The sequence below is a fragment of the Curtobacterium sp. HSID17257 genome, from assembly GCF_003989515.1.
Taxonomy (GTDB): Bacteria; Actinomycetota; Actinomycetes; order Actinomycetales; family Microbacteriaceae; genus Curtobacterium.
This window is the reverse complement of sequence record NZ_RBLU01000228.1, coordinates 1-885: the sequence shown is the minus strand read 5'-3', so window position 1 is coordinate 885 and position 885 is coordinate 1. Positions and strand designations below refer to the sequence as shown.

The 885-nt window shown below is 75.1% G+C and carries 1 pseudogene; it reads right to left on the bottom strand.

What is annotated here, in order from left to right:
• Nucleotides 1-885: pseudogene (locus D8M35_RS16735) on the bottom strand (hypothetical protein); the annotation flags it as partial.

Sequence of the window (885 nt, the reverse complement as noted above, 5' to 3'; positions counted from 1 at the left end):
TCTCCCGTGTCCGTGGTGCCGAACGGCGCGGACCAGCCCGGCTCCGGGTGCCCGTGGGTCGCACCTGCGGTGGGGTCGGCCGCCGGGATCGTGGCGACGACCCAGTCGGTCACCGGCCCGGTGGGTGCCGAGGCGGTCTGCTGCCGGGGCGGGTCCTGCGGCTCGGGCTGCTGCTGCGCAGGCTGCGGCTGCTGCTGCTGCTGCTGCGGAGCCTGCTGCTGAGCCGTCTGCTGCTGGACAGGCGGCTGCTGCTGGGACTGCTGCGCGGTCGGCTGCTGCTGGGCGGGACGGGCCGCTGCCGGACGCTGCTGTGCGGCAGGCTCCGACTGCGGGACGGGCTCCTGCCGGGCATCGTCCACCGCCCGTGCGACCGGCTCCGACCGCTGCTGCTGGTCGGTGCTCGCCGCCGAGGTCTGCTGCGGCTCGGACGTCCGCGCGGGCTGCTGCTGCGACGCCTGCTGCGATCCGCCGCCCGGCTGCTGGGGAGCACCGTCGCCACCGGCTCCACCGCCGGGGCGCTGCTGACCGGGGCCACGGGCGACGAACTTCACCCGCAGTCCGAGCACGTCGATGATCGCCGACCGGAGCAGCTCGCTCACGCTCGTCGACGGATCCGACATCTCCTTGAAGGACGCGACGTCCTGCTGGCTCGGGAACGTCAGGGTGAGCACGTCGTCGCGCAGGGCGGTGACCTGCGCCGTGACCACCACCGACCAAGCCGACCGTCGAGCGCGCTGGACGTGCTCGACGACCTGCGGCCAGGCGTCCCGGAGCTGCTGGAAGCCCACCGCCGCCACCGGGCGCACGACGGGCTCGTCGCCGACCGCGGTGCCCTGACCGGTGGACGACGCGTTCGCCGCTCCGGAGGGCTCGTGCGGAGCCGGA